The organism is Ottowia sp. (assembly GCF_016703145.1).
Classification (GTDB): domain Bacteria; phylum Pseudomonadota; class Gammaproteobacteria; order Burkholderiales; family Burkholderiaceae_C; genus Ottowia.
In genome coordinates, this window is sequence record NZ_JADJCO010000005.1 from 1,248,126 (window position 1) to 1,269,740 (window position 21,615).

Annotated in this window: 22 protein-coding genes and 1 riboswitch; of the genes, 6 read left to right on the top strand and 16 right to left on the bottom strand. The window is 70.0% G+C overall.

Going from position 1 to position 21,615, the window contains the following annotated elements; translation table 11 throughout:
• The first annotated feature begins 96 nt into the window (after positions 1 to 96).
• The 3 genes from IPG65_RS18885 (at position 97) to nrdR (ending at position 2,910) form a co-directional block, all read left to right on the top strand.
• Complete coding sequence (locus IPG65_RS18885; protein WP_293192821.1) at positions 97 to 909, top strand: lytic transglycosylase domain-containing protein; 813 nt, start codon at positions 97 to 99, stop codon at positions 907 to 909.
• A 42-nt stretch (positions 910 to 951) separates the two neighbouring features.
• Positions 952 to 1,068, top strand: a riboswitch (ZMP/ZTP riboswitch).
• A 40-nt stretch (positions 1,069 to 1,108) separates the two neighbouring features.
• Positions 1,109 to 2,356, top strand: a complete 1,248-nt coding sequence (gene glyA / locus IPG65_RS18890) for a serine hydroxymethyltransferase (RefSeq protein ID WP_293192823.1) — start codon at positions 1,109 to 1,111, stop codon at positions 2,354 to 2,356.
• A gap of 89 nt (positions 2,357 to 2,445) precedes the next feature.
• A complete protein-coding gene (gene nrdR / locus IPG65_RS18895) occupies positions 2,446 to 2,910 on the top strand; it encodes a transcriptional regulator NrdR (RefSeq protein WP_293192825.1) in 465 nt (154 codons plus the stop codon).
• Between the two features lie 10 nt (positions 2,911 to 2,920).
• On the opposite strand, the gene trxC is transcribed toward nrdR, so the two are convergent.
• The 5 genes from trxC to IPG65_RS18915 all read right to left on the bottom strand — a co-directional run bounded on the left by trxC (position 2,921) and on the right by IPG65_RS18915 (position 5,881).
• The gene (trxC, locus tag IPG65_RS18900) at positions 2,921 to 3,367 is read right to left on the bottom strand and encodes a thioredoxin TrxC (RefSeq protein WP_293192827.1); all 447 of its coding nucleotides are present in this window, start codon (positions 3,365 to 3,367) and stop codon (positions 2,921 to 2,923) included.
• 11 nt (positions 3,368 to 3,378) lie between these two features.
• A complete protein-coding gene (locus IPG65_RS18905) occupies positions 3,379 to 3,720 on the bottom strand; it encodes a hypothetical protein (protein WP_293192829.1) in 342 nt (113 codons plus the stop codon).
• 149 nt (positions 3,721 to 3,869) lie between these two features.
• On the bottom strand, positions 3,870 to 4,322 hold the full coding sequence (locus IPG65_RS19450; RefSeq protein WP_366932149.1) for an IS1 family transposase: 453 nt from the start codon (positions 4,320 to 4,322) through the stop codon (positions 3,870 to 3,872).
• Positions 4,234 to 4,599, bottom strand: coding sequence for an IS1 family transposase (locus tag IPG65_RS18910; protein ID WP_293188723.1), 366 nt, complete (start codon positions 4,597 to 4,599; stop codon positions 4,234 to 4,236). Before IPG65_RS18910 ends, IPG65_RS19450 begins: the two co-directional genes overlap by 89 nt.
• 88 nt (positions 4,600 to 4,687) lie before the next feature.
• A complete protein-coding gene (locus IPG65_RS18915) occupies positions 4,688 to 5,881 on the bottom strand; it encodes a PLP-dependent aminotransferase family protein (RefSeq protein WP_293193072.1) in 1,194 nt (397 codons plus the stop codon).
• Positions 5,882 to 5,956: 75 nt separating this feature from the next.
• Here IPG65_RS18915 and nth point away from each other — a divergent pair, with 75 nt between their 5' ends.
• The 3 genes from nth to IPG65_RS18930 all read left to right on the top strand — a co-directional run bounded on the left by nth (position 5,957) and on the right by IPG65_RS18930 (position 8,996).
• Positions 5,957 to 6,610, top strand: coding sequence for an endonuclease III (nth, locus tag IPG65_RS18920; RefSeq protein WP_293192831.1), 654 nt, complete (start codon positions 5,957 to 5,959; stop codon positions 6,608 to 6,610).
• A 110-nt stretch (positions 6,611 to 6,720) separates the two neighbouring features.
• Complete coding sequence (locus IPG65_RS18925; protein WP_293192833.1) at positions 6,721 to 7,716, top strand: helix-turn-helix transcriptional regulator; 996 nt, start codon at positions 6,721 to 6,723, stop codon at positions 7,714 to 7,716.
• 119 nt (positions 7,717 to 7,835) lie between these two features.
• Positions 7,836 to 8,996: an IPTL-CTERM sorting domain-containing protein gene (locus tag IPG65_RS18930; RefSeq protein ID WP_293192835.1), complete on the top strand. Its 1,161-nt coding sequence runs from the start codon at positions 7,836 to 7,838 to the stop codon at positions 8,994 to 8,996.
• A gap of 158 nt (positions 8,997 to 9,154) precedes the next feature.
• On the opposite strand, the gene IPG65_RS18935 is transcribed toward IPG65_RS18930, so the two are convergent.
• From IPG65_RS18935 to IPG65_RS18985, 11 genes are all read right to left on the bottom strand, one after another.
• Positions 9,155 to 10,015: an isocitrate lyase/PEP mutase family protein gene (locus tag IPG65_RS18935; protein WP_293192838.1), complete on the bottom strand. Its 861-nt coding sequence runs from the start codon at positions 10,013 to 10,015 to the stop codon at positions 9,155 to 9,157.
• A gap of 9 nt (positions 10,016 to 10,024) precedes the next feature.
• Positions 10,025 to 11,002, bottom strand: coding sequence for a tripartite tricarboxylate transporter substrate binding protein (locus IPG65_RS18940; protein WP_293192840.1), 978 nt, complete (start codon positions 11,000 to 11,002; stop codon positions 10,025 to 10,027).
• 55 nt (positions 11,003 to 11,057) lie between these two features.
• The gene (prpF, locus tag IPG65_RS18945; protein ID WP_293192842.1) at positions 11,058 to 12,251 is read right to left on the bottom strand and encodes a 2-methylaconitate cis-trans isomerase PrpF; all 1,194 of its coding nucleotides are present in this window, start codon (positions 12,249 to 12,251) and stop codon (positions 11,058 to 11,060) included.
• Positions 12,248 to 12,631 carry a DUF559 domain-containing protein gene (locus IPG65_RS18950; protein WP_293192844.1) on the bottom strand — a complete coding sequence of 128 codons (384 nt, stop codon included), beginning with the start codon at positions 12,629 to 12,631 and terminating at the stop codon, positions 12,248 to 12,250. Before IPG65_RS18950 ends, prpF begins: the two co-directional genes overlap by 4 nt.
• A 91-nt stretch (positions 12,632 to 12,722) precedes the next feature.
• Positions 12,723 to 15,344: a Fe/S-dependent 2-methylisocitrate dehydratase AcnD gene (acnD, locus tag IPG65_RS18955; protein WP_293193074.1), complete on the bottom strand. Its 2,622-nt coding sequence runs from the start codon at positions 15,342 to 15,344 to the stop codon at positions 12,723 to 12,725.
• A gap of 158 nt (positions 15,345 to 15,502) precedes the next feature.
• Positions 15,503 to 16,378 carry a CoA ester lyase gene (locus tag IPG65_RS18960; protein ID WP_293192846.1) on the bottom strand — a complete coding sequence of 292 codons (876 nt, stop codon included), beginning with the start codon at positions 16,376 to 16,378 and terminating at the stop codon, positions 15,503 to 15,505.
• 18 nt (positions 16,379 to 16,396) lie between these two features.
• The gene (locus IPG65_RS18965) at positions 16,397 to 16,774 is read right to left on the bottom strand and encodes a VOC family protein (protein WP_293193076.1); all 378 of its coding nucleotides are present in this window, start codon (positions 16,772 to 16,774) and stop codon (positions 16,397 to 16,399) included.
• A gap of 15 nt (positions 16,775 to 16,789) precedes the next feature.
• Positions 16,790 to 17,785: a tripartite tricarboxylate transporter substrate-binding protein gene (locus IPG65_RS18970; protein ID WP_293192849.1), complete on the bottom strand. Its 996-nt coding sequence runs from the start codon at positions 17,783 to 17,785 to the stop codon at positions 16,790 to 16,792.
• Positions 17,782 to 19,185 carry an MmgE/PrpD family protein gene (locus tag IPG65_RS18975; protein ID WP_293192852.1) on the bottom strand — a complete coding sequence of 468 codons (1,404 nt, stop codon included), beginning with the start codon at positions 19,183 to 19,185 and terminating at the stop codon, positions 17,782 to 17,784. Before IPG65_RS18975 ends, IPG65_RS18970 begins: the two co-directional genes overlap by 4 nt.
• A gap of 44 nt (positions 19,186 to 19,229) precedes the next feature.
• Positions 19,230 to 20,411 (bottom strand): CaiB/BaiF CoA-transferase family protein, encoded by a 1,182-nt coding sequence (locus IPG65_RS18980; protein ID WP_293192854.1) that lies wholly within the window; start codon positions 20,409 to 20,411, stop codon positions 19,230 to 19,232.
• 10 nt (positions 20,412 to 20,421) lie between these two features.
• Positions 20,422 to 21,588 (bottom strand): acyl-CoA dehydrogenase family protein, encoded by a 1,167-nt coding sequence (locus IPG65_RS18985; protein ID WP_293192857.1) that lies wholly within the window; start codon positions 21,586 to 21,588, stop codon positions 20,422 to 20,424.
• Positions 21,589 to 21,615 lie beyond the last annotated feature (27 nt).

A 21,615-nucleotide genomic window follows, 5' to 3' on the forward strand; every position in this document is an offset into this window, starting at 1 on the left:
ACGCCCGTCGTCTTTGCCCAGCGCCCCCGCCCGCTCCCGCCGAGCGAACGCGGACGCTGCCAGGCAAGGCGCCGGGCGCCAGGATCAAGGAGTGCTATGACAGCGTCTGACAATCTGGCCGCCCTGGGGCGCGGCCTCAAGACCTTCGCCGGTGACGTGGCGGAGGGTTTTTTCGAGATCACCCACAACGGCCTGGCCTTGCTGGGCGTGGTGGTGGTGCTGGCCGTCGCGCTGCTCAGCGCCCGGCCCGACCTGCGCCAGCAGGGCGAGGAGCGCCTGGCCGACTGGCTGACCGCCCGCAAGGTGGCGGCCCTGGGCATCACCCCCGAGCTGGGCGCCATCGACCGCGCCACCGCCGCCAACCCCAAGGACCTGCCGCGCGAGCAGGCCAACGTGGCGTTGTGGATCGCCAAGAAATACCGCGTGGCGCCCGAGCCGCTGGCCGCCCTGGTGGCCGAGGCCTATGAGGTCGGCCGCGCCAACAAGCTCGACCCGACCCTGATCCTGGCCATCATGGCGATCGAGTCCAGCTTCAACCCCTTCGCGCAAAGCTCCGTCGGCGCGCAGGGGCTGATGCAGGTGATGACGCACATCCATTCCGACAAGTACGAGCTGTTCGGTGGCCACTACGCCGCCTTCGACCCCAAGACCAACCTGCGCGTGGGCGTGAAGGTGTTGCAGGAGTGCATCGACCGCGCCGGCTCCGTCGCCGGCGGCCTGAAGCACTACGTGGGCGCCGCCAACCTGCCCAGCGACAGCGGCTACGCCGACAAGGTGCTGGCCGAGCATGCCCGCCTGCACCAAGTGGCCAAGGGCAAGCCGCTGCCCGCCGCGCCCAGCCTGCGCGCCGCCAACCCGCCCGCGCCGGCCGCCGAGCCACCGGCGGTCAAGGTGGCTGCGCTGTCCTGATCGCCGGCGGCACGGCCTTTCCGCGCCGCGTCGGCTACACTCCCGCGCGTGCGCGACTGGCGATAGGCGCCCTCCCCGCAGGGCGCCGACGTGGGTCACCACGGGGAAGCGCACCGCCCGACCCGACCGGGTGTTCGGCCGTTCGCCTGGGCAGCCCTGGTTTCACGACACCGGGATTCACCTTACCCCAAGGACTGCCATGTTCAACCGCGCCACCGACACCATCGCCCGCACCGACCCCGAAGTCTGGGCCGCCATCCAGGCCGAGCACCAGCGCCAGGAAGACCACATCGAGCTGATCGCCAGCGAGAACTACACCTCGCCTGCCGTGCTGGAGGCCGCCGGCACGCAGCTCACCAACAAGTACGCCGAGGGCTACCCCGGCCGCCGCTATTACGGCGGCTGCGAGTACGTGGACATCGCCGAGCAGTTGGCCATCGACCGCGTCAAGCAGCTCTTCGGCGCCGAGGCCGCCAACGTGCAGCCGCACTGCGGCGCCAGCGCCAACGAGGCGGTGTTCCTGGCCTTCCTCAAGCCCGGCGACACCATCATGGGCATGAGCCTGGCCGAAGGCGGTCACCTGACGCACGGCATGCCGCTGAACATGTCGGGCAAGTGGTTCAACGTGGTCAGCTACGGCCTCGACCAGAACGAGGCCATCGACTACGACGCCATGGAGCGCAGGGCGCACGAGACCAAGCCCAAGCTGCTGATCGCCGGCGCCAGCGCCTACTCGCTCGAAATCGACTTCGCCCGCTTCGCCAAGGTGGCCAGGGACGTGGGCGCGATCTTCATGGTGGACATGGCGCACTACGCCGGCCTGATCGCCGGCGGCGTGTACCCCAACCCGGTGCCGCACGCCGACGTGGTGACCAGCACCACCCACAAGAGCCTGCGCGGCCCGCGCGCCGGCTTCATCCTGATGAAGGCGCAGCACGAGAAGGCCATCAACTCCGCCGTCTTCCCCGGCCTGCAGGGCGGCCCGCTGATGCACATCATCGCCGCCAAGGCGGTGGCTTTCAAAGAGGCGCTGCAGCCCGAATTCAAGCAGTACGCCGCCCAGGTCAAGAAGAACGCCCAAGTGGTGGCCGAGACGCTGACCCAGCGCGGCCTGCGCATCGTCAGCGGCGGCACGCAAAGCCACGTGATGCTGGTGGACCTGCGCCCCAAGGGCATCACCGGCAAAGAGGCCGAGGCCGTGCTGGGCAGCGCCCACATGACCATCAACAAGAACGCCATCCCCAACGACCCCGAAAAGCCCATGGTGACCAGCGGCGTGCGCGTCGGCACCCCTGCCATGACCACGCGCGGCTTCAAGGAGGACGAGGCGCGCGCCACCGCCCACCTGGTGGCCGACGTGCTGGACAACCCGCGCGACGAGGCCAACCTGGCGGCGGTGCGCGCCAAGGTGGCCGAGCTGACGCGGCGCTTCCCGGTCTACGGCTGAGCGCGAGGGCAGCGCCGATCGCTATGTTTTCAATAGCTTCCGGCGCAATGCCCATGCGGGCTATAGCCCTGAAACACTAGTAAAAGCCGATGCGCTGCCCCTTCTGCGCCCACACCGAGACGCAGGTGGTGGACAGCCGCGTGTCCGACGAGGGCGACGTCATTCGCCGCCGGCGCCAGTGCGCGCACTGCGGCAAGCGCTTCACCACCTACGAGCGGCCGGACGTCAGCTTTCCCACCATCGTCAAGAAGGACGGCCGGCGCGTGCCCTATGCGCGGCCCAAGCTGGAGGCCTCGCTCCAGCTCGCGCTGCGCAAGCGCCCGGTCAGCACCGAGCAGATCGACGCCGCCATCGAGCGCATCGAGGAAAAGCTGCTGGCCACCGCCGCGCGCGAGCTGCCCTCCTCGCGTCTGGGCGAGCTGGTGATGCGCGAGCTTAAAAAACTGGACAAGGTCGCTTACATCCGCTTCGCCAGCGTGTACCGCAGCTTCGAGGACATCGACGAGTTCCGCGCGCTGGTGGACGAGGTGCGGCCAGCCAAGCGCGGCGGCTGACGGCCTGCGCCTAACGCGGCAGGTGCGCCCGCGCCCACTGGGCGATCTGCGCCGGGCTGCTCAAGGCCCCGGCCTGCCGCGCCACCTCGCGCCCGCCGACGAACAACGCCAGCGTCGGGATGCTGCGGATGTTGTAGCGCGTGCCCAGCGCCGGCGCGGCCTCGGTGTTGACCTTGGCGACGCGGAACCGCGGCTCGAGCTGCCCGGCGGCCTGCTCGTAGGCCGGCGCCATCATGCGGCAGGGACCGCACCAGGGCGCCCAGAAGTCGACCAGCAGCGGCAACCGCGAGCGCTGCAGGTGGCGGTCGAACAGCGCCGCGTCGTCCAGCGCCAGCGGGCGGCCGGTGAACAGCGGCTGGTGGCACTTGCCGCAATCGGGCTGGCTGGCCAGCTGGACGGGCTGGACGCGGTTGATGGCCTGGCAGTGCGGACAGACAAGGTGCAGGGGCTCGGTCACGGCCGCGCCTCTCAGATGGCCGCGGCGTCCGGCGCGGCGGCGCCGGGCTCGGGCTTGCGCCGCGCGGCCTCGATGGCCTCGCGCGCGGCGACCTCGGCCGCCACGGCCTGGTCCAGCGGCGCGTGGCACAGGCCGGCCTCGGCGTAGTGAAGGTTCTCGTACACGGTGGCGGCGGCCGGGCTCTGCGCCAGCAGGGGCTGCCAATCGACATCCGGGTCCAGCATCAGGCCGGCCAGGCGTTCGGCCACGATGCGGTACTGGTGGGCGTCCACCGGGACACGTCTGGCATCCAGCCGCTCCAGCAGTCGCGGCACCACGGTGGCGGTGCGGGTGGGTGCGTGGAGGGTTTTCATGCCTCTTGAGTTGAGGCCGCCGCCGGCGATTGCAAGATCGGCAAGCCCTGCGTGCAGTGGCATCGATACTATGAAATTAATAGCTATTTGCGCAATACCCATGCGGGCTGATGCCCTATTTCTGGGATTGCTAAATAGGTATTGATATCTCAACATCCCAGAGCCGCCGGCATGTGATCTCGCCGGCCTGGGGCGCCAGCGCGTGGCCGAACTTGCGCTGCCACACAAACAGCAGCGAGTCGCGCAGGTTGAGCGCGCTCTTGGAGTAGCAGTGCGTCTTGCAGGCGCAGCCGCGCCAGATAGCAGCGCAGCTTGTTGTTCATGCTCTCGATGATGTGCGTGTGCGCCTTGCCTTGGGTGTGCTGCCCGGCGGGGAAGATGGCTGCGTAGCAGCGCCAGTGGTCGGTGCAGTACTGGATGTGAGGGCCTTGAGGAATCTGCGCGCCCAGCGCTCGGGCTGCTCGGGTGTCACGATCGCCCAGCGCCCAGCCGAGAATTCGGCAGGAAGTGCGATCAATAGCCCACCACAGCCAAATTGGTCTTTTTTGAACCCACGTAGCTCCACAGCTCATCGGCCTCGACGTACTGCACCTGCGCCGCATCCAGGCGCGCCAGCGCCTGACCAGCAACCTCCTGGCGCACCCAGCCGATGATGGTGTTGTGACTGGGCCCCACCAGCCGCTCGGTGGCCCGCAGGCCCACGCCTTCGGCGTAATGGCGCAAAGCGCTTTGCTTGATCGCCGGGTCAATGAGCCGGTGATCGCGCTCGCCGAAGGTCAGCGCGCAGCCCTTGCAGCGCCAGCGCTGGTGGCCGTGGCGGCTGCGGCCATTCTTGACCACCTGATCGGTCAAGGTGCAACGTGGGCAAGCGAGGTTCATCCGGCAATCTTGAGGGAAAAATGCAAGTGTATCAATACCTGTTTAGCAATCCCCTATTTCTCTCCAAATCTGGCGCCCGCCCCTGGCGTCAGCCCAACGCGCGCGCCAGCCGGCCGACGCCCTCGCGGATCCGGTCTTCGTCGGCCGTGGCGAACGACAGGCGCAACGTGCCGGGGTCGGGATCGGCGCAGAAGAACGGCGCGCCGGGCACGAAGGCCACGCCCTGCGCGATGGCGCGCCGAGCGAATTCGTTGCCGTCCGCCAGCTTGCCGCCGGTGCCCGTCAGCCGCGCCCACACGAACAGGCCGCCCTGCGGCTGCACGAAATCGATGGCCGCGCCCAGCTCGGCGCGCAGCGCGTCGCCCATGGTCCGGGCGCGCTGTCCGTAGACCTGGCGCACGCGCGCCAGCGTGGCCGGCATGCGGCCGGCGGCCAGGTACTGCGCGGCGGTGGCCTGGGCGAAGGTGCTGGTGTGCGCGTCGGAGAACTGCTTGCACATCGTCGCCTTGGCCAGCAGCTCGGCCGGGGCCACCATCCAGCCCACGCGCAGGCCGGGCGAGAGCACCTTGCTCAAAGATCCGCAGTGCACCAGCCAGTCGCGGCTGCCGGGCACCTCGTGGCTCAGCGCCAGCAGGCTGGGCGGCGGCGGGGCGTCGAAGTAGAGGTCGCCATAGGGGTCGTCCTCGATGACCAGGGTCTGGTACCGCACCGCCAGCTCCAGCACGCGCCGGCGGCGCGCCAGGCTCAGCAGGGCGCCGCTGGGGTTGCCGAAAGTGGGGATGAGGTAGACGAACTTCGGCCGGTGGGTCTGGATCAGCCGCTCCAGCTCGTCCACCTTCACGCCGTCGCCGTCGACCGGCGCGCTGACCAGCTCGGCGCCGTAGAGGCGGAAGCACTGGATGGTGGCCAGGAACGTGGGCCCCTCGACGATGGCCTTGCTGCCCGGATCGACCAGGGTCTTGCCCAGCAGGTCCAGCGCCTGCTGGCTGCCGGTGGTGACGATGAGGTCATGAGGCGCCACGCCCTGCGCGCTCTTGTGCGCCATGAATTGCGCCAGTTGCTCGCGCAGCGGCTGGTAGCCCTCGGTCGCGCCGTACTGCAGCGCGCCGCCGGGCTCGCTGGCCAGGGCCTGCTGGACGGCGGCGGAGATGCCGTCCACGTCGAACATGGCGCTGTCGGGGAAGCCGCCGGCGAAGCTGATGATGCCGGGCTTGCCGAGCAGCTTGAACAGCTCGCGGATGGCGGAAGTTTCGACGTTGTCGAGGCGTTGGGCGAAAGGCAGCGGCATGGGCGGATCGGATCAGGGCACGAAAGAAGCCCCGCATTGTCGCCAATTCAGGCTGGCTAAACTGCCCGCATGACCCCCGCCCAGATCGAGCGCTTCTTCGCCACCCTGCAGGCCGCCAACCCGCGGCCCGCCAGCGAGCTGGAATTCACCAGCGTGTTCGAGCTGCTGACCGCCGTGCTGCTGTCGGCCCAGGCCACGGACGTGGGGGTCAACAAGGCCACGCGCCGGCTGTTCCCGGTGGCCAACACCCCGCAAAAAATCATCGACCTGGGGCTGGACGGGCTGGAGGGGTACATCAGGACCATCGGCCTGTTCCGCACCAAGGCCCGCAACCTGATGCAGACCTGCCGCATCCTGCTGGAGCGGCACGGCGGCGAAGTGCCGCGCACGCGCGAGGCGCTGGAGGCGCTGCCCGGCGTGGGCCGCAAGACCGCCAACGTGGTGCTGAACGTGGCCTTCGGCGAGCCGACCATGGCGGTCGATACGCACATCTTCCGCGTCGGCAACCGCACCGGCCTGGCGCCCGGCAAGACGCCGCTGGCGGTGGAACTGCAATTGCTGAAGCGCGTGCCGGCGCGCTACATGGTGCACGCGCACCACTGGCTGATCCTGCACGGGCGCTACGTCTGCCAGGCACGCAAGCCGCGCTGCTGGGAATGCGCGGTGGCCAGCTGCTGCGACTTCACGCCCAAGACGCCGGCGCCGGCGCCGGGTCAGGTGTAGCGCTTTCCGTCAGCCGCGGCGTGGCCAGGCGCTGGGGCAGCGCGCGGATTTGGGGCGCGGGAGCGCTGTCCTACACTGGCGCGCATCCGCACACCGCATCGCCTGGCCCCATGGACTGCAACGACCCGCTCGCCGCTCCGCCGTCCACCCAGCGCCTGGACTCGCGCGATCTGCCCGGGCGCGACAAGTTCGCCGCGCTGCGGGACATGAGCCGCGAGCTGATGGGCTTCGACCTGCAGCGCCACGGCCGGGCCGACCCGTCCCGGCCGTTCGCGTTCTCCAGCACCGTCACCAGCCTGGGCGGCCAGATGCTGTACGGGCGCACCACGCACACGCCGCTGCGCGGCCTGCGCACGCCCGCGCTGATGCGCGATGGCCTGGACGACGTCTATCTGTGCCGGGTGGACGACGGCATGCTGGTGCGCCGCCCCGATGGCGAATTCACCGTGCCGCCCGGCGGGCTGGTGCTGTCGTCCAAGGCGCGCGCGCACGAGAGCATCACCCCGCCGGGCCGCAGCACCACCTCCACCGGCATCCTGATGCCGCGCGCCGGCCTGGCGCAGCTTGTGCCCCAGCTTGAAGAAGCGCCTTTTCTGCTGCTGCCGCCGGGCGCGTGCGGTGCGCCCGCCGCCAGCCTGGCGCTGGCCTATGCCGAGCTGGTGGCGGGCAGCGCCGCCGCCTTGCCGCCCGCCGACCTGCAGCGCGCCACGGCCCACCTGCGCGAGCTGATCGCCGGAGCCATCGCCCCCGCCTGGGCCGCCGCGCAGCCGCCCGGGCGCGACGCGGAGATCGCGCCCCGCCTGGCGCTCATCCAGCGCGACATCCGCGCCCGGCTCGACTGGCCGGGGCTGGACTTGCACCACGTCGCACGCCTGCACCACCTCACCCCGCGCAAGGTGCAGCGGCTGTTCGCGCACCAGGGCACCAGCTTTTCCGACTTTCTGCGCGAGGCGCGCATGGAGCACGCCCGCGCCCTGCTGGCCGACCCGCAGCACCGCCACCGCCGCGTGCTGGAGATCGCGCTGGACTGCGGCTTCGACGACATCTCCGCGTTCAGCCGCGCGTTTCGCCGCCGCTGGGGGATGACGCCGTCCGACGCGCGCTGATGGATGGACCGACGGCCCGGCGCACGTTTAGCACGCCGGGCACAGCGAATGGCACCGTGGGCACAGACGGGCCGCCGCCGCTTGCGAAGAATCGCGCGCTACGCTACCAGGTTCATCCCATGCCCGCATCCCCTCGCACCCTTCGCCGCGCCAGTGCGCTGGCCATCGCCACCGCCGCCGCGCTCGCCCTGCCCGCACAGGCCCGCACCTGCACCTGGACGGGCGCCACCGACCACCTGGGCGCCACCGGCACCAACTGGGACTGCGACGGCGCCACGGGCAACGGCCCGCCCACCGGCGGCGACGATCTGGTCTATCCCGCCGGCGCCGCCCACAAGGCGGACTACGAACACAACTTCGCCGTCCCCGTACCGGTCTTCTACAACATCGACATCGGGCCCGGCTACACGATGGTGGGCAGCTATGCGCTGCGCTTCAGCAACAGCCTGTACGTCACCGCCCCGTTCACCGGCCACACGATGATCGACGGCCGGGATACCGGCGTGCTGGCCGTGCGCGAGTCGGCCCCGCCCGGCAGCGTTGTGTCCTTCATCGGCACGTTGACGCGGCTGGGCGGCGCGTCGTCGGTGGGCGAGGGCGGGTCGGACGACGCGGTGCGCGTGTTCGTCAACGGCACCGGCTTTGGCACGCCCGTGCCGCTCACCGTCTATCAGGGCGGGCGGCTGTCGGTGACCTTTCCGGGGCAGGTCCAGTTCTCCACCCTCACCGTGCGGCCCGGCGGCACCCTGGCGGTGTCCGACGTGCCGCCGGGCCAATTGCCCCCCACCAACCTGGGCGACGGCCAGGTGACCGGCACGCTCGACCTGCAAAGCGGCGCGGTGCTCGAATACCGCGTGTATTCCAACGGCTTCAACGCTGGGGGCATCGAGATGGCGGCGGGCTCTACCGCGCACTTGGCCGGCGCCGTGCTGCGCCTGGTGCTGGACGACCCCGGCGCCGCGCCCGACCCCATCGGCACCGAGCGCGCGTTCCTGTACTACGCCGCCCCCGGCACCACCATCAACGGCACTTTCGCGGGCCTGCCCGAAGGCGCCACCGTCGAGGCCAGCAACGCGCCCGGCATCTTCTACCGCATCAGCTACGGCACGCCCGGCGACCGCAACGTGCGCCTCACCCGCGTGGCCGCCCCGCCGCCGGGGCCGCAGCCTGCGCCCGGCCCGGCCGCCCCCGTGCCCACGCTGGGCCACCTGGCGCTGGCGCTGCTGGGCGCGCTGGTGGGAACTGCGGGCCTGCGGGCGCGGCGCCAGCGCGCCCGATAGAGGCACCGGGGCGACGGAAATGCTATCCAATCAGTAGCTTTAGACGTAATATCCACGCTGACCAAAGCCCGATTTCCACGGGCCTCATGCCCGACAAGACGCCGTTGGTGGTGGAGCTGAAGCTGCTGCAGCTCCGCGCCAAAGAAGCCGGCGCCGGCTCAGGTGTAGCGCTTCTCCAGCGCATCCCATTCGGGCTTGCCGACCAGCCGCTGGCGCTCGGCGAAGGGCGCCACCAGCCCGCTGGCTTCCTGCACTTCCTTTTCATCGCGCAGCACCGTCAATGCTTTCTGCATGCCCGCCACGGCGCCCTGCAGCGCGGCATTGGCGTACAGCACGATGCCGTAGCCCAGCTCGCCCAGCTCCGTCGCGTTGAAGATCGGCGTGCGGCCACCGATCACCATGTTCATCAACTGGGGCTTGGGCAGGCGCCGGGGCAGCGCGCGGATCTCCTCGGCGGTGGTCACGGCCTCGACGAAGAGGATGTCGGCGCCGGCCTCGGCGAACTTCTGCGCGCGCTCGACGGCGGCCTCGAAGCCGTGCGTGGCGGCGGCGTCGGTGCGGGCCATGATCAGCAGGTCGGCGTCGCGGCGCGCATCGACGGCCGCCTTGATCTTGCTGACCGCTTCTTCGGTGGAGATCACTTCCTTGCCCGAGAAATGACCGCAGCGTTTGGGCGCGACCTGGTCCTCGAGCTGGATGCAGTCGGCGCCGGCGCGCTCCAGCGTGCGCACGGTGTGATGGACGTTCAGCGCGTTGCCGAAGCCGGTGTCGGCATCGACGATCAGCGGCAGCGCGACGGCATCGCGGATGCGCGCCGTGTGGTCGGCGATCTCGGCCAGGCCCATGAAGCCCTGGTCCGGCATGCCGAACCACATGTTGGTGACGCCCGCGCCGGTGATATAGATCGCCTCGAAGCCCAGGTCTTCGATGACCTTGGCCGAGAGCGCGTTGAACGCGCCGGGCACAAGGACGCCGCGCCTGGCTTCGGCCAAGGCCTTGAGTTGCTGTCGGGTGTTCATGGCACGGCTTCAGTCCAGCGAGATGTTGGCCTTCTTGATCACCGGCGCCCACTTGGCGCGCTCCTGGCTGATGAACTGGCCATACGCCTCGGGCGTGCCACCGGCGACGATGCCGCCGGTGCCTTCGATCATCTGGCGGATGTCGGGCTGCTTGAGCGCCTCGTTGACGGCGCTGTTGAGCCGCGCGACGACGGCGTCGGGCGTGCTGGCGGGCGCGATCATGCCCAGCCAGTTGTACGACTCGAAACCCTTGATGCCCGCTTCCTGAAGCGTGGGCACGTCGGGCAGCACCTTCACGCGCTGCTTGCTGGAGACGGCCAGCGCCTTGATCTTGCCGGCCTGGATGGACGGCAGCGCCGCGTAGCCCATCTCGAACATGAACGCCAGGTGCCCGCCCAGCAGGTCGGTGGCCGCCAGCGAGCCGCCCTTGTAGGGCACGTGGACCATCTTGGTGCCGGTATCGAAGGCCAGCAGCTCGCCCGACAAGTGGTGCGCGCCGCCCACGCCCGAGGAGCCGTAGGTGAGCTTGCCCGGGTTGGCGCGGGCATGGTCCACCAGTTCCTTGACGTTCTTGAAGCTCTGGTTCGGCGCGATGGTGAGGAACAGCGGCGCCTCCTCGATGAGGATGATGGGCTTGAACGCCGTCTGGGCGTCGTAGGGCATCTTCTTCATCAGCATGGGGTTGGTGACCAGCGGGGCCGGGGAGCCGAAGCCGAAGGTGTGGCCGTCGGCGGCCTTGGCGATCAGGTCCGTGCCGGTGACGCCGCCGGCGCCGCCGCGGTTGTCCACGATGACGGGCTGGCCCAGCACCTTGCCCAGCGCATCGGCGATCTTGCGCGCGCGCGTGTCGGCGAAGCCGCCCGCCGCGTAGGGCACGATGAGCTTGACGGTCTTGCTGGGCCAGGCCTCCTGCGCATGCGCGGGCAGGCTGGGGACCAGGGCGGCCAGGGCGGCGCAGGCGAGCAGGGTACGGCGGGCGGTGTTCATCGGTGAAAGTCTCCTGTTGGTGTAAGGGGGTGCCAAGCAGGCACTGTGCCACAGGTCAGGCCGCCAGCACCTCGCCCGGCACGCGCACCCAGCCTTCCATGAGGATGCGCGCGCTGCGGCTCATCAGGGCCTTGGTCACCCGCCACTGACCATCAGCCAGCCGGGCCTCTGCGCCCACGCGCAGGGTACCCGAGGGGTGGCCGAAGCGCACGGCCTGGCGCTCGCCACCGCCCGCCGCCAGGTTGACCAGCGTGCCGGGAACGGCCGCCGCCGTGCCGATGGCCACCGCGGCCGTGCCCATCATCGCGTGGTGCAGCTGGCCCATCGACAGCGCGCGCACCAGCAGGTCGATGTCGGCCGCGCGGACGGCCTTGCCGCTGGAGGCCACGTAGTCCCGCGGCGGCGCGACGAAGGCGATCTTGGGCGTGTGCTGGCGCGCGGCGGCTTCGGCCGCGTCGCGGATCAGGCCCATGCGCACGGCGCCGTGGGCGCGGATGGACTCGAAGCGTGCCAGCGCGGCCGGATCGCCGTTGATCGCGCCTTGCAGCTCGCAACCGGTGTAGCCCAGGTCCTGGGCGTTCAGAAAAATGGTGGAGATGCCCGCGTTGATCAGCGTGGCCTGGAACGTGCCGACGCCCGGAACGTGAAGGTCATCCACCACATTGCCGGTCGGGAACATTGCCCCGCCCTCCTCGCCCGCGTCGGCCGGATCGAGGAACTCCAACTGCACCTCAGCGGCCGGAAAGGTCACGCCGTCCAGCTCGAAGTCGCCCGTCTCCTGCACCTGCCCGTCGGTGATCGGCACATGGGCCACGATGGTCTTGCCGATGTTGGCCTGCCAGATGCGCACGGTGGCGCTGCCGTTTCGCGGCATCCGCGCGGGGTCGATCAGGCCCATGTGGATGGCGCACGGTCCGACGGCGGCCGAGAGGTTGCCGCAGTTGCCGCTCCAGTCCACGACGGGCTGGTCGATGGAGACCTGCCCGAACAGGTAGTCCACGTCGTGCCCTGGCCGCGTGCTGCGCGCGAGGATCACGGCCTTGCTGGTGCTGGAAGAGGCGTTGCCCAGCCCGTCGATCTGCTTGCCATACGGATCGGGGCTGCCCAGCACGCGCAGCAGGAGGGTGTCGCGCACGGCGCCGGGCTGCTGCGCAGCCTCGGGCAGGTCTTCGCGTTTGAAGAACACGCCCTTGCTGGTGCCGCCGCGCAGGTAGGTGGCGGGGATCTTGATTTGCGGGTGATGCGTCATGGTCTATCTCCCCTCTCCCCTTGCGGGAGAGGGGCCGGGGGAGAGGGGGCGGCCGCAGGCAAGGCGGCCCAGATGGCTTCCAGCACGCCATTCGTGCGCAGCAAGATGTCGTCGTTCCAGAAGCGCAGCACGGTGAAGCCCTGGCGGCGCAGCCAGGCGTCGCGCACCGCATCGTGCGGCGAGTCGGCGTGCTGGCCGCCATCCGCCTCGACGACCAGGCGCGCGCCGAAGTGCACGAAGTCGACGATGTAGGGACCGATCGGCTGCTGGCGACGGAATTTCTGACCGTCCAGGCGATGGGCGCGCAGGTGCTTCCACAGCCGCTGCTCGGCGTCGGTCATGTTCTGACGCAAGGCTTTGGTGAATTCGCGCGGGTGCATACCCCTCTCCCCAACCCCTCTCCCGCAAGGGGAGAGGGGAGAAATCAGGTGCGTCATGGTTTTTGCTTCTATATTGATAGCTGCCGGCGATTTATCCACGCTGGCTTGGTGCCGATTTGGCCAGGAAATCCTGCGCGAAGCGCTGCAGCACGCCGCCGGCCTCGTAGATCGAGGCTTCCTCGGCCGTGTCCAGGCGGCAGGTCACGGGAACCTGCACGGTCTCGCCGTTCCGGCGCCGGACGACCAGCGTGAGGTCGGCACGTGGGGTGCGTTCGCCGGCCACGTCGTAGGTCTCGGTGCCGTCCAGGCCCAGCGTGAGGCGGTTGATGCCCGGCTTGAACTCCAGCGGCAGCACGCCCATGCCGATCAGGTTGGTGCGGTGGATGCGCTCGAAGCCTTCGGCCACCACCGTCTCCACCCCGGCCAGGCGCACGCCCTTGGCGGCCCAGTCGCGGCTGGAGCCCTGGCCGTAGTCGGCGCCCGCGACGACGATCAGCGGCTGGCGGCGATTCAGGTAGGTCTCGATGGCCTCCCACATGCGCATCACCTTTCCCTCCGGCTCGACGCGCGCCAGCGAGCCTTTTTGCCCCGCCATCTCGTTGACGAGCTGCGGGTTGGCAAACGTCGCGCGCAGGGCCGTCAGGTGGTCGCCGCGGTGGGTGGCGTAGGAGTTGAAGTCCTCCTCGGGCAGGCCCATCCTGGCCAGGTACTCGCCGGCCGCGCTGTCCGCCAGGATGGCGTTGGAGGGCGAGAGGTGGTCGGTCGTGATGTTGTCGGGCAGCAGCGCCAGCGGGCGCATGCCAGTCAGCGTGCGCGGGAAGGCGGCCAGCGCGCCCACGCCTTCCGTGTCCCAGTAGGGCGGGCGGCGGATGTAGGTGGACTGGGGGCGCCAGTCGTACTGCGGGCTCACGCGCTCGCCGTTGGCCGGGCGAATGGCGAACATGGGTTCGTACACGGCGCGGAACTGCTCGGGCTTGACGGCCCGGGCGACGATGGTGTCGATTTCCTCGTCGCTGGGCCAGATGTCCTTCAGGCGGATGTCCTGGCCATCGACGACGGCCAGCACGTCCTGCTCGATGTCGAAGCGCACCGTGCCCGCGATGGCGTAGGCCACCACCAGCGGCGGCGAGGCCAGGAACGCCTGCCTGGCATGGGGGTGGATGCGCCCGTCGAAGTTGCGGTTGCCCGAGAGCACGGCGGTGGCGTAGAGGTCGCGGTCGATGATCTCCTGCTGGATCTTCGGATCGAGCGCGCCGCTCATGCCGTTGCAGGTGGTGCAGGCGAAGGCGACGATGCCGAAGCCCAGCTTTTCCAGATCGCCCAGCAGGCCCGCTTCCTTCAGATACAGCTCAACCGCTCTCGAGCCGGGCGCCAGCGAGGTCTTGACCCACGGCTTGCGCGCGAGGCCCAGCCGGTTGGCATGGCGCGCCAGCAGCGCGGCGGCGATCACGTTGCGCGGGTTGCTGGTGTTGGTGCAGCTCGTGATGGCGGCGATGATCACGGCGCCATCGGGCATCAGGCCCTGAGCCTCTTCGTCCTTGCCGGCGGCCAGCTTGGCCGCGTCGGCGATGCCGCGCTCCTGCAGGGCCGACACGGGCAGGCGGCGGTGCGGGTTCGACGGGCCGGCCATGTTGCGCACCACGCGGGAAAGATCGAACGCCAGCACGCGCTCGTACTGCGCGGTTTGCAGACTGCTCGCCCAGAAACCGGCTTCCTTGGCGTAGGTCTCCACCAGCCTGACCTGTTCGGGGCTGCGGTCGGTCAGCCTGAGGTAGTCGATGGTCTGCGGGTCGATGTAGAACAGCGCGGCCGTGGCGCCGTACTCGGGGCACATGTTCGAGATGGTCGCCCTGTCTCCGATCGAGAGGCTGTCCGCGCCCTCGCCGAAGAATTCGACGTAGGCGCCCACCACCTTTTCGCGGCGCAGGAACTCGGTCAACGCCAGCGCGATGTCGGTCGCGGTGATGCCGGGCTGGCGCTTGCCGGTGAGCCGCACGCCCACTGTTGTTGGCAGGCGCATCCACGACGCGCGGCCCAGCATCACGTTCTCGGCCTCCAGCCCACCCACGCCGACGGCGATCACGCCCAACGCATCGACGTGCGGCGTGTGGCTGTCGGTGCCCACGCACGTGTCGGGGAAGGCCAGGCCATCCTGCACGCAGACCACGGGCGACATCTTTTCCAGGTTGATCTGGTGCATGATCCCGTTGCCCGCGGGGATCACCTGCATGTTGGCGAAGGCCTTCTTCGTCCACTCGATGAAGTGGAAGCGGTCCTCGTTGCGGCGGTCCTCGATGGCGCGGTTCTTGGCGAAGGCATCCGGGTCATCGCCGCCGCACTCCACGGCCAGCGAATGGTCCACGATGAGCTGCACCGGCACGACCGGGTTCACCGCCGCCGGGTCGCCGCCGGCCGACGCAATCGCATCGCGCAGGCCAGCCAGGTCCACCAGCGCGGTCTGGCCGAGGATGTCGTGGCAGACCACGCGCACCGGAAACCAGGGGAAATCGCGGTCGCGGCGGCGCTCGATGATCTGCCACAGGCATTCGTCGAGGATCGCGGGATCGCAGCGGCGCACCAGGTTCTCGGCATGCACGCGCGCGGTGTAGGGCAGCGCGTCCCAGGCGCCGGGGCGCAGCGCATCGACGGCCGCGCGGGCGTCGATGTAGTCCAGCGCGGTGCCGGGCAGGCGTTTTCCGTAGCGTAAGTTCATGGGGCGAAAGAGGCCTTCAGCCGCGCCCCCGATGGGCACGAAGCGCAGATCCTCGGGGCCGGTGTCGCGGGCGCTGGGCCGGATGATCTTATTGTCGATGCGCTGGTCGATCACGTGCGCGCCCCGCAAGCGCGTCGCGGCGCCAGCGCCGTGCGGCATCAGGCCAACGCTCGCCCGCCTCGCTGCCGCGCCCAGGCATCGCGCGCCAGCGTCTGCTCGGCCAGGCGCAGCACCGGCGCATCGACCATGCGGCCATCGAGCACGCACACGCCGCCCTGCGCGTCCTGCATGGCCCGCAGCACGGCGCGCGCGCGCTCGACGCTCTGCGCGTCGGGCGCGAAGACGCCATGCACGGCGGCCACCTGCGCGGGGTGGATGCACAGCTTGGCGCCAAAGCCCAGGCGCAGCGCCCGCTGGGTGTCGGCGGCGGTGTGCTGCATTTCCTGCGTATCGACGGTCACGCCATCCACGGGCGCGGCCAGCCCGGCGCGGCGCGAGGCGAACACCAGGGCCGTGCGCACGGGCAGCAGTTCGTCCTCCCGCGGCCCGCAGCGCAGGCCCGTGTCCACCTGGAAGTCCAGGTGCCCGAAGGCCAGCCGCGCCACCTGCGGCGCGCGGGCCAGCGCGTCCACGGCGTCCAGCCCGGCCAGCGACTCCACCAGCGGCAGCAGCGCGCAGGCCGGGCCGGCGGCGCACGCCACCCGCGCCAGCACCTGGGGATCCTCGGCCTTGGACACCACGGCGCCGCACGCGCCCCGCGCCACCAGGCGCGCCAGCGCGGCCACGTCGTCGTCGAACCAGGGCGTGCCGAAGGCGTTGATGCGCACCAGCAGGCGGGCGCGCTGCGCCGGCGACAGGTGCGTGCCGGCCTGCTCCAGCGCCTGGCGCGCCGCCGGCTTGTCGGCCGGAGCCACGGCGTCCTCCCAGTCGGCGATGACCATGTCCGCCCCGCTGGCCAGCGCCTTGGCCAGCCGCTCGGGCCGGCTGGCCGGGACGAAGAGGAAGGAGCAGGCGTTGCGCACGAGTTCGGTCATGGCGGTGGTCCGAAAAAATCAGGCGTACTCGGAAATCTCGATCAGGTTGCGGTCCGGGTCGCGCACGTAGAGCGATCGGATCGGCCCGCGCGCGCCGGTGCGCTGCACCGGGCCGCATTCGATGGCGATGCCGTGCTCGGCCAGGCGCCGCTCCACCTGATCGAGCGGCACGGCGGCGATGAAGCACAGATCCAGCGCGCCCGGCGTGGGGTGCAGGGCCTTGGGCTCGAACTCGCGCCCCTTCAGGTGCAGGTTGATCTTCTGGCCGTTCCAGACGAAAGCCTGGCGGCCCTCGCCGAAGGTCTGCAGCGCCATGCCCAGCACGGTGCAATAGAAGTGCACGCAGGCCGCCTCGTCGGCCGTGGTGAGGACGAGGTGGTCCAGGCGGTCGATCAGGCAGGCCACGGGCGCTCACTCGGCCGACACGCCGGCGGCGGTGATGACCGTGCGCCAGCGCGCCACCTCGGCCTCCAGGTGCTTGCGCAGCCCTTCGGGCGTGGCCTTGTCGGGCGAGACGAGGTCGGCGCTCAGCTCGGCGATGCGCTTCTTCACCATTTCGTCCTTCAATGCCGCGTTCAGCGCCTTGTTGAGTTTGTCGATCACGTCCTTGGGCGTGCCCTTGGGCGCGTACATGCCGTGCCACACCTTCACGTCGAAGCCCTTGAGGCCCTGCTCGTCCAGCGTGGGCAGGCTGGGCATGGACGCCAGGCGCTGCGGCGTGGTCACGCCGAAGACCTTGACGCGCTTGCCGTCCTGGATCACCGGCACCGTCGACGTGGTCTGGTCGCACAGCAGGTCCACCTGGCCGCCCATGAGGTCGTTCATCGCCGGGCCGGTGCCCTTGTAGGGCACGGTGATCAGCTTGGCGCCGGACTGCTGCGCGAACACCATGCCGCACAGCTGCGAGACGGCGCCGGTGCCGGCATTGGCCAGCGTGACCTTGTCCGGGTTCTTCTTCACGTAGTCCAGCAGCTCGGGCAGGGTGTTGGCCGGGAAGTCCTTGCGCGACAACAGCGTCATGGGCACGTCGAGCACCTGGCCGATGTACTCGAAGTCCTTGAGCGAGTCGTAGGGCAGCTTCTTGTACAGCGTCATGGCCGTGGCCATGCCCATGTGGTGGATCAGAATGGTGTTGCCGTCGGCCTTGGCGCGGGCCACGCGCGCGGGTGCCAGCGTGCCGCCCGCGCCCACGGTGTTCTCGACGATCACGGTCTGCCCCAGCGACTGGCCCATGGGCACGGCCAGCAGGCGCGCCACCACGTCGGTGGGGCCGCCGGCGCTGTAGGGCACGACCAGGGTGATGGGCTTGTCGGGCCAGTTGGCGGCCAGGGCGTTGCCGGCCAGGGCCAGCGCGGCGCAGGCGCAGGCGCAGGCCACGGCGCGGCGGGTGATGTGGATTGCGTTCATGGTTTGTCTCCTTGGGTTGTAAACATGGGTTGTTGAATGCAGACCAGCCGCTGCACGCGCGGCCACCGCGCCACCTGCCACAGCCGCTGCACGGCGGCCTCGGCCTCGCTGGCGGGCACGGCGGCGCCGTACTCGGCCAGGCGCAGGGCCTTGGCGGTGATCTCGTCGCGCGAGAGGGTGTTGCCGGGATCGCCCTTGGGATCATCGACGCGGCCCTGCAGCGCGCGGCCGTCAAAGGTCCGCACGGTGACCTTGCCGATCCAGCGCCGCGGGTAGGCGGCATCCACCTCGGCGTCCAGCTCCATGCGCACCTTCTCGCGCAGGGCCACGGTGTCGGGCGCGAGGTAGTCGCGGTCGAACTCGGTCAGCCCCGCGTGGCCGTGGCGCGCGGCCAGCGCGAGCACCGTGCCCATCGAGAACTTGCTCTGGTGCACCGTGGCGGGCGAGACCACGGGGCCCAGCACGTCGATGGCGCCCTGGTGCACGTGGCAGGTGACCTGCGCGATGTCGCCGGTGCCCACGCCGTGCTCGCGCATGACCTGCAGCAGCGCATCGGCCGCCGGGTGCGTGTGGCGGCACGAGGCATGCCATTTGAAGCTGGTCTCGGCCGTGGCCCAGCGCGTGCCCAGCCCTTCGGTGAGCTTGGCGGGATTGGCGTCGCTGGACATGCCGGCCGCCATGCCCTGCGGGCCGGTGAAGATGTCCTGCGCGCCGGTGAAGCCGTCCTTCGCCAGGTACGCCGCCATCAAACCGGCGGCGGCGGCGTGGGCCGTGTGCAGTTGCTTGCTGTCGGCGGCGGTGCGCAAGAATTCCCACAGCCCCGCCGACTGCGTGCCGGCCGAGCCGAAGGCGTGCTGCATCTGCGCGGGCGTCAGCTCCAGCAGGCGGCCCACGGCGGCGGTGGCGGCCAGCGTGCCGGCCGTGGCCGTGGTGTGGAAGACCTTGTAGTGGCTGCGGCCCAAGAACTCGCCCACGCGGATGCCCACCTCGTAGCCCGCCACGCAGGCGGCCATGAGCTGCGCGCCGCTCGCGCCGATCTGCTGCGCCACGGCCAGCGCGGGCGGGAAGACCACGGCGGCCGGGTGGAACACCGAGCCGTTGTGCACGTCGTCCTGCTCGGCCACGTGGCTGGCGGCGGCGTTGGCCAGCGCGGCCATCATGGGCGAGCTGCTGGCGCCCAGGCCGATCACCTCGCTGGGCCCCTGCGCCGGGCCCTGCGACAGCGCGAAGCGCGCGATGCTGGCCACGGGCCGCGCCTGGCAGCCCGCGAGCACGGAGCCGAACCAGTCCACCCACAGGTCTTCCGCACGGCGCTGCACGGGCGCCGGCACGTCGCTCCACCGGAGCTGGGCGGCGAACTGGGCGAGGGGGTGGATGCTCACTTGGGTTTCTTGCTTCATTTTGGCCTCCAAGGCTTATGGGACAAGCGCGGGCAGCTATGGTTTTAGATAGCCTGGGGTGCCTGCAGCGCGTCGATCTGCTCGGCGCTCCAGCCCAGCTCGGCCAGGATGGCGGCGTTGTGCTGGCCCACGGCGGGCACGGCTTCCATGCGGTACTCGAAAGCGCTGTTCACGCCCGGCGGCAGCGGCGCGGGCACCTCGCCCGCGGGCGTGGCCACGGTGCGCCAGCGGCCCCGCGCCTGCAGTTGCGGGTGCGCCCACAGGCCGGCCATGTCGTTGACGCGCGCGTTGGCGATGCCGGCGGCGTCCAGCCGCTCGACGACCTGCGCGGCGGTCAGGGCGGCGAAGGTTTCGAGGATCAGCGCCTGCAGCTCCACCCGGTTGGCGTTGCGCTTGGCGTTGGCGTCGAAGCGCGCGTCGCCCGCCACTTCGGGGCGTTGCAGCACGGCGTCGCAGAAGGTCTTCCACTCGCGCTCGTTCTGCAGGCCCAGCATCACCGTGCCGCCGTCGCCGGCCTGGAACGGCCCGTAAGGGTAGATGCTGGCGTGCGATGCGCCGGTGCGCGGCGGCGGGGGCGCGCCGTCGAAGGCGTAGTACATGGGGTAGCCCATCCATTCGCCCATGGCTTCGAGCATGGAGACGTCGATGTGGCAGCCCTCGCCCGTCTTGCCGCGCAGCAGCAGGGCCGACAGGATGCTGGTGTAGGCGTACATGCCCGCGGCGATATCGGCGACCGAGATGCCGGCCTTGGAGGGCGTGTCGGGCGTGCCGGTGATCGAGAGAAAGCCCGCCTCGCTCTGGATCAGCAGGTCGTAGGCCTTCTTGTCGCGGTAGGGGCCGTCGCTGCCGTAGCCGCTGATGTCGCAGACGATGAGCCTGGGGTTGTGGCCCTTGAGCGCTTCGTGGGACAGGCCCATGCGCGCCGCCGCGCCGGGCGCGAGGTTCTGCACCAACACGTCGGCGGTTTGCAGCAGTTGCAGCAGCGCGGCCTTGGCCTGGGGCTGCTTGACGTCGAGCGCCAGGCTTTCCTTGCTGCGGTTGATCCAGGTGAAGTGCGAGGACTGGCCCTTCACGCGCTGGTCGTAGCCGCGCGCGAAGTCGCCGCCGCCGGGGCGCTCGACCTTGATGACGCGCGCGCCCAGGTCGGCCAGCTGGCGCGTGCAGAACGGCGCGGCCACCGCGTGTTCGAGCGTGACGACGGTGATGCCGTCCAGCGGTCGTGTCATGGCGCGGTCCTCAGAACGAACGCGGCAGGCCCAGCACGTGCTCGGCCACGAAGGAATAGACCAGGTTGGTGGAGATCGGCGCCACCTGGTACAGGCGCGTCTCGCGGAACTTGCGCTCCACGTCGTATTCGCAGGCGAAGCCGAAGCCGCCGTGGAACTGCAGGCAGGCGTTGGCCGCCTCCCAGCTCGCCTTGGCGGCCAGGTACTTGGCCATGTTGGCCTGCGTGCCCATGGGCTGGCGCGCGTCGAACAGCTGGCAGGCCTTCCAGCGCATCAGATTGGCGGCCTCCACCTCGATGAAGGCATCGGCGATGGGGAACTGCACGCCCTGGTTCTGGCCGATGGGGCGGCCGAACACGTTGCGGTCCTTCACGTAGTTCGTCACGCGGTCGAGGAACCAGTAGCCGTCGCCGATGCACTCGGCGGCGATCAGCGTGCGCTCGGCGTTCAGGCCGTCGAGGATGTACTTGAAGCCCTTGCCCTCCTCGCCGATCAGGTTCTCCTCGGGGATCTCCAGGTCTTCGAAGAACAGCTCGTTGGTCTCGTGGTTGACCATGTTGAGGATGGGGCGCACCGTCATGCCCTTCTTCTCGGCTTCGCGCAGATCGACCATGAAGATCGACATGCCCTCGCTCTTCTTCGTCACCTCGGCCAGCGGCGTGGTGCGCGCCAGCAGGATCATCCAGTCGCTGTGCTGGATGCGGCTGATCCACACCTTCTGGCCGTTGACCACGTAGCGGCCGTCCTTCTTCACGGCGCTGGTCTTGATCTTGGTGGTGTCGGTGCCGGTGGTGGGCTCGGTCACGCCCATGGACTGCAGGCGCCATTCGCCGGTGGCGATCCGGGGCAGGTACTTGTCCTTCTGCGCCTGCGAGCCATGGCGCAGCAGCGTGCCCATGTTGTACATCTGGCCATGGCAGGCGCCGGAGTTGCCGCCGCAGCGGTTGATCTCTTCCATGATGACCGACGCCTCGGTCAGGCCCAGACCCGAACCGCCGTACTCCTGCGGGATCAGCGCGGCCAGCCAGCCGGCCTTGGTCAGCGCATCGACGAAGGCCTCGGGGTAAGCGCGCTGCTCGTCGATCTTGCGGAAATATTCATCGGGGAACTCGGCGCACAGCGCACGGATGGCGTCGCGGATTTCGGGGAAGTTGTTCGATTGGGTGTGTTCGATCATTTCTCAAGCCTTTTTGGCCTCCGGCCT